We start from the raw sequence: 6,204 nt of genomic DNA, 5'->3' as shown, positions 1-6,204 counted from the left end.
GCCGACCTCGGGGCCGTCGCCCTCGAGGTCGGCGTGACGCTGCCGGGCGTCCGGGTCGCGTACGAGACGTGGGGTGCGCCGCAGCGCGACGCGTCCGGGGCGATCGGCAATGCCGTGCTGGTGCTGCACGCCCTGACCGGTGATGCGCACGTCGCGGGACCGACCGGGCCGGACCAGCCCACGCCGGGCTGGTGGGACGGCATGGTCGGCCCCGGGCGCCCGCTCGACCCGGCCGAGCACTTCGTCGTCGCCGCGAACGTGCTCGGCGGCTGCCGCGGCACCACCGGGCCGTCGTCGGTCTCGCCCGACGGTCGCCCGTGGGGCAGCCGGTTCCCGGCCGTCACCATCCGCGACCAGGTCGAGGTCGAGGCGCAGCTGGCCGACCACCTGGGTATCACCCGGTTCCGTGCCGTGCTCGGCGGCTCGATGGGCGGCATGCGCGCCCTCGAGTGGGTCGTCGGCCGCCCCGAGCGGGTGGCCGCCGCGCTCGTGCTGGCCGTCGGGGCACGGGCGACCGCCGACCAGCTCGGCACGCAGAGCACCCAGGTGCTCGCGATCCGCAGCGACCCGCACTGGCACGGCGGCGACTACCACGCCGCCGGTGTCGTGCCGGCCGACGGTCTGGGACTGGCCCGCCGGATCGCCCAGCTCACCTACCGGGGCGAGGGCGAGCTCGACACCCGCTTCGAGCACCGGCTGCAGGACGACGGGCGGTTCGCGATGGTGTCCTACCTCGACCACCACGCGGCGAAGCTGGTCCGGCGGTTCGACGCGGGCACCTACGTGGCGCTCACCGAGGCGATGAACACCCACGACGTCGGACGCGACCGGGGCGGCGTCGTCGCGGCGCTGGCGTCGACCGACGTGCCCGTGGTGGTCGGCGGCATCGACACCGACCGGCTCTATCCGCTGCGCCTGCAGCAGGAGCTCGCCGATGGGCTGCCCGGCTGCGCGGGGCTCGACGTGATCGAGTCGCCGTACGGGCACGACGCGTTCCTGATCGAGGTCGAGGCCGTCGGCGAGCTGGTGCGGCGCACGCTGGCGCTGGCCGCGGATCGGGCACCAGCGGGCCGCGCGGCACTGTGAACGGCCGGTGCGTCCGGCGCGGCGACTTGCCTCGTGCGCCTCACGTTTGGCACTCTATCCCCATCGGGTAGCTAGAGAAACAGGAACTGATCAAGGAGGACGCCGTGAGCTGTTGTCCGTGTCCGACCCTCCCCCGTCCCCGCGCATGATCACCCGGCCGAGCGTCGCCGTCATCGGCGGCGGAGCGAGTGGCAGCCTCACCGTCGCGCAGCTCGCCCGGTGCGCCGCACGCACCGGCGCGACCGTCGACATCCTGCTCATCGCACCCGAGCAGCCCGACCAGCTCGGCCGCGGCGTCGCCTATGGCACCGACGACCACCGGCACCGGCTCAACGTGCCGGCCGCCAAGATGAGCGCCTGGCCGCACGACCCCCAGCACTTCCTCGACTGGCTGCACCGCCACCACGACGCCGACTTCCCCGCCGGCGGCTTTGCCCCGCGCGCCGTGTTCGGCGACTACCTGCAGGACTGTCTGGACGAGGCCATCCGTTCCACCACGGTGCGGGTCGAGCTCGTGACCAGCACCGCCACGGACGTCCGCCGGCACGGCCGACGGCTGCGCATCTCGCTCGGCGACGGTTCGAGCCGCGCCGCCGACGCCGCGGTCCTGGCCATCGGTGCCGGGCGCCCCGCCGCGACGTGGGCGCCCGCCGCGCTGCGACGCTCGGACGTGTTCGTGGCCGACCCGTGGGCCGCAGACCTGCCGCCGGCCGACGGCGACGTGCTGCTCGTCGGCACCGGGCTGACCATGCTCGACATGGCGATGACGCACGCCCGTGCCGGACGGCGCGTGCACGTCCTCTCGCGCACGGGTCTGCTGCCCGTGGGCCACGCCGCGCGCCCGAGCGCGCCGGTGCCGCCACCGACCCTGCCCGACCAGCCGACCGCCGCGAGCGTGCGAGCCCTGATCGACGACCACATCGCCGCGTGCGGTGGCGACTGGCGCCAGGCGATCGACAGCCTGCGGGGCGTCACGACCACGCTCTGGCGCAAGCTCTCGGACGAGTGCCGTGCGGAGCTGCTGCGCACCGACGGCCGCCGGTGGAACCAGGCCCGTCACCGCGCCGATGCCGAACTCACCACGTGGTTGCAGCAGCGTCTCGACCGGGGCGAGGTCGTCGCGCATCGCGGCGAGATCACCGGCGCCCAAGAGGTGCCCGGGGCGGTCGAGGTGACGCTGAGCGACGGCAGCCGGCTCACGGTCGGCCGCGTCGTGAACTGCACCGGCCCGGACGACCGCCTCGCCACGCGCGACGACGCGCTGGTGCTGAACCTGCTCGCGTCCGGGATGGTGCGTCCCGGCCCGCTCGGGCTCGGCGTCGCCTGCGAGATCGACGGCCGGGTGATCGCCGGCGACGGCTTCCCCTCGCCGGTGTGGGCGATGGGTGCGTTGCGGAAGGGCGAGTTGTGGGAGACCACGGCGATCCCGGAGATCCGCGTGCAGGCAGGCGTGGTGGCGCGGCAGGTGCTCGCGGCGCTTCCTCAGCCCGAGCTGCGGCGCCGCGCTCGCGACCCGTTCGGCCTGCCGATCACGGCGTCCGGCGAGGCGAGCACGCTCTACATCGCCGCGCTCGACCGCATCCTGCGGGTGCAGTCGGGCGCCGAGACGCTGGTCGCGCGGGCGGTCGCGGCCGACCCCGGCTTCGCGCTCGGCCATGCGGTGCAGGCGCTGCTCGGCGCCGAGTGGGGCTGCGACGTCGACGTCGCGACCGCGCTCGCCGCGGCGGAGCGGGCCGGCACCACGGCCGACGAGCGCGAGCGGCGCTTCATCGAGGTCGCCGCGCAGCGGGTGCGCGCACCGGGTGCCGAGTCGGCGGCCGCGCTGCTCTCGTACATCCAGGCCTACCCCGAGGACGCGCTGGCCGTGAGCCTCGCCGTGCCGACGATCGCCTTCGGTGGCGCCACCGAACTGCCGACCGAGGCGTGGGCGCTCAGCGAGGGGCTCGCGCCGGTCTACGGCGAGCACTGGTGGTACCTGAGCATGCTGGCGTTCATCCGCCAGGAGCAGGACCGCTTCGACGAGGCCGCCGACCTCGCGCAACGGGCGTTGAGCATCGAGCCGGGTTCGGGGCATGCGGTGCACGCCAAGGCGCACGTGCACTACGAGACGGGCGACCACGCCGCCGGCCTCGCCTGGCTCGACGGCTGGATCGACCGCTGCGGCGCGCGGGCCTCGCACCGTGCCCACTTCTCGTGGCACGCCGCCCTGCACGAGCTCGCGCTCGGCGACACCGCGGCGGTCACTCGGCGCTACGCCGCCCAGCTCGCGCCGCCGCAGGTGAGCGGAGTGCGGGCGCTGGTCGACTCGGCGTCGCTGCTCTGGCGGCTGCACGTGCACGGCCACGACGCCGCCGATGTGCGGCCGGTACTGCGCACCGTCGAGCCCGAACTGCTCGCGAACCCGCCGACCGCGTTCACCGCGCTGCACGCGGCCATGGCGCTCGCGGCGGCGCACGACTGCCAGGGTCTCACCCGCGTACGCCGCATGGCCGACCGGCGCGGCGGCGAGGTCTTCGAGACGGTGATCGCGCCCTTCGCCGACGCGCTGCTGGATCTCGTCCACGGGGATCCGGATCGTGCCGCCGACGGGCTCGTCGCGCTGCTCGACCACCCTGCGCTCGAACGTGTCGGCGGCAGCGCGGCGCAGCGCGAGGTCGTCGAGGACACCGCGCTGCACTGCGCGGTCGAGGCCGGCCGGTCGGACGTCGCACAACAGCTCTTGCAGCACCGGCTGCAGCGGCGCCCGTCGCGCAGCGACACCGCCCTGCTCGCCACGCTCACGGCGCCGCGGGCCGTCGCCGATCGCTGAGGAACATCCGTTCCCGGCCGTCGTGGTCAGTGGCCGCGGGCGATCCAGTCGTCGAGGTGCGGCGCCTCGGCGCCGATCGTCGTGTCGTCGCCGTGGCCGGTGTGCACGACCGTGTCCGGCGGCAGGGTCAACAACCGGTCACGGATCGAGTCGATGATGGTCGGGAAGCTCGAGAACGACCGTCCGGTCGCGCCCGGCCCGCCCAGGAACAGGGTGTCGCCGCTGAACAGCACGCGGTTGTCGGCGTCGTACAGGCAGACCGCCCCGGGCGAGTGACCCGGTGTGTGCAGCACCTGCAGGCGCACGCCGCCGACCTCGATCACCTCGCCGTCGGCCAACTCGCCGTCGGGCGCCCGGTCGGGGTGCGTGCGGTCCCAGAGCTCGCGGTCGTCCGAGTGCAGCCGGATCGGCGCACCCGTCGCGTCGGCGAGCGCCGGCGCGGCGTCGATGTGGTCGTCGTGGGCGTGTGTGCAGACGATCGCGACGAGGCGCCGGTCGCCGACCTGCGCCCGGATGGCGTCGGCGTCATGCGGCGCGTCGATCACGATGCACTCCCGGTCGTCGCCGACGATCCACACATTGTTGTCGACGTCCCACGTGCCGCCGTCGAGCGAGAAGGTGCCGGACGTGACCAGGTGGTCGATCCGCAGGCTCACAGCATGACCACCGAGCGCAGCACGTCGCCGTGGTGCATCTTGGTGAACGCGGCCTCGACGTCGTCCAGACCGATCTGCTCGCTGACGAACGCGTCGAGTGGCAGCCGGCCCTGCAGGAACAGGTCGATGAGCATCGGGAAGTCCCGGCTCGGCAGGCAGTCGCCGTACCAGCTGGACTTCAACGCGCCGCCGCGGCCGAAGACGTCGAGCAGCGGCAGCTCGAGCTTCATGTCCGGGGTGGGCACGCCGACGAGGACGACGGTGCCCGCCAGGTCGCGTCCGTAGAAGGCCTGCTGGTAGGTCTCGGGTCGGCCGACCGCGTCGATCACGACATCGGCACCGAACCCGTCGGTGAGCGCCTGGATCGCCTCGACGGCGTCGGTCTGCGAGCTGACGACCACGTCGGTCGCGCCGAGCTCCTTCGCCTTCGCAATCTTGCGCGGGTCGATGTCGACGGCGATGACCTTGCGTGCGCCGGCGAGCCGCGCGCCGACGACGGCCGCGATGCCGACACCGCCGCAGCCGATCACTGCGACGCTGTCACCACGCCCGACACCACCGGTGTTGATCGCCGCACCGAGCCCCGCCATGACACCGCACCCGAGCAGGCCGGCGACCTGCGGCGGCGCGGCAGGGTCGACCTTCGTGCACTGCCCGGCCGCGACGAGCGTCTTCTCGGCGAACGCACCGATGCCGAGCGCCGGTGACAGCTCGGTGCCGTCGGTGAGCGTCATGCGCTGCTTCGCGTTGTGGGTGTTGAAGCAGTACCAGGGGCGGCCGCGGCGGCACGCGCGGCACTGGCCGCACACCGCCCGCCAGTTGAGGATCACGTAGTCGCCGGGCGCGACCTCGGTGACGCCCTCGCCGACCGCCTCGACGACCCCGGCCGCCTCGTGGCCGAGGAGGAACGGGAACTCGTCGTTGATGCCGCCCTCGCGGTAGTGCAGGTCGGTGTGGCAGACCCCGCAGGCCTGCACCTGGACGACCGCCTCGCCGGGACCGGGGTCGGGGACGACGATGTCGACCACCTCGACGGGGACCTTGACGGAACGGGCGATCACACCGCGGACGGTCTGGATCATGACACTCCTTCACCGATGGATGCCCCGATCAAAGCAGACCCGCCGATGGGCGGCGCGGGCGGCGACGGGCCGACCGGGTGACCGGTCGTCCCACGTCCGCTGGGCCCTTCGCCGAGCCGTCCGGGCCCCGCGGTCACTGACGCCGCCGACCGGTGTGATGCACGCTGTCAGGGACGCGGGGGGCGTAACGCGTCGCGCACCGGTTCGTTGGACCCGGGCATCATCCGATCACGGAGGAGAGCGCGATGAGCAAGAAGCTCAAGGAGTTCATCGAACGGCTGCGGGCGGCCGCCGGCTTCGGCTGGGGCGTGGGAGCGACGACCGCCTGATCACTCGCCGAGGTAGTTATCGGCAAGGTGCCAACACGCTAAAGACCTTTGTCCCACAACGGCCTTCCAACGCAAAGACGCTTGCTTTTCGAACGCTTCTTCGGGTAGACTGATCGCATGGTGGCACCGGCGGTCGAGGCGTGGACGCTGCCCGCCGGGCACGCCGAACTCGACCGGATGCTGGGGTTGTCGACGGCGTTGGCGTCCGAGGCCGAGCTGTTGGACGCGGTCCGGTCGGCCGA

At 73.4% G+C, this 6,204-nt stretch carries 4 protein-coding genes; 2 read left to right on the top strand and 2 right to left on the bottom strand.

Going from position 1 to position 6,204, the window contains the following annotated elements; genetic code table 11:
* On the top strand, positions 1-1,086 hold a 1,086-nt coding region (metX, locus tag ACTHMS_RS24170), incomplete at its 5' end, for a homoserine O-acetyltransferase MetX (protein ID WP_440309208.1).
* A gap of 118 nt (positions 1,087-1,204) precedes the next feature.
* Positions 1,205-3,895 carry an FAD/NAD(P)-binding protein gene (locus tag ACTHMS_RS24165; protein ID WP_440309207.1) on the top strand — a complete coding sequence of 897 codons (2,691 nt, stop codon included), beginning with the start codon at positions 1,205-1,207 and terminating at the stop codon, positions 3,893-3,895.
* A 26-nt stretch (positions 3,896-3,921) separates the two neighbouring features.
* Here the strand turns inward: ACTHMS_RS24165 and ACTHMS_RS24160 are convergent, their stop codons facing one another.
* Both ACTHMS_RS24160 and ACTHMS_RS24155 read right to left on the bottom strand, forming a co-directional pair.
* Positions 3,922-4,551 carry an MBL fold metallo-hydrolase gene (locus tag ACTHMS_RS24160; RefSeq protein WP_440309206.1) on the bottom strand — a complete coding sequence of 210 codons (630 nt, stop codon included), beginning with the start codon at positions 4,549-4,551 and terminating at the stop codon, positions 3,922-3,924.
* The gene (locus ACTHMS_RS24155; RefSeq protein WP_440309205.1) at positions 4,548-5,633 is read right to left on the bottom strand and encodes an S-(hydroxymethyl)mycothiol dehydrogenase; all 1,086 of its coding nucleotides are present in this window, start codon (positions 5,631-5,633) and stop codon (positions 4,548-4,550) included. Before ACTHMS_RS24155 ends, ACTHMS_RS24160 begins: the two co-directional genes overlap by 4 nt.
* Between the last annotated feature and the right edge of the window lie 571 nt (positions 5,634-6,204).

The organism is Jatrophihabitans sp. (assembly GCF_051960575.1).
GTDB lineage: Bacteria > Actinomycetota > Actinomycetes > Mycobacteriales > Jatrophihabitantaceae > JBQCEE01.
The sequence above is the reverse complement of the archived record's forward strand: the minus strand, read 5'-3'. Positions and strand labels throughout refer to the sequence as shown.

Coding starts and splice junctions, on each gene's coding strand:
- ACTHMS_RS24155 (WP_440309205.1), bottom strand. CDS start 5,633: ATGATCCAGACCGTCCGCGGTGTGATCGCCCGTTCCGTCAAGGTCCCC.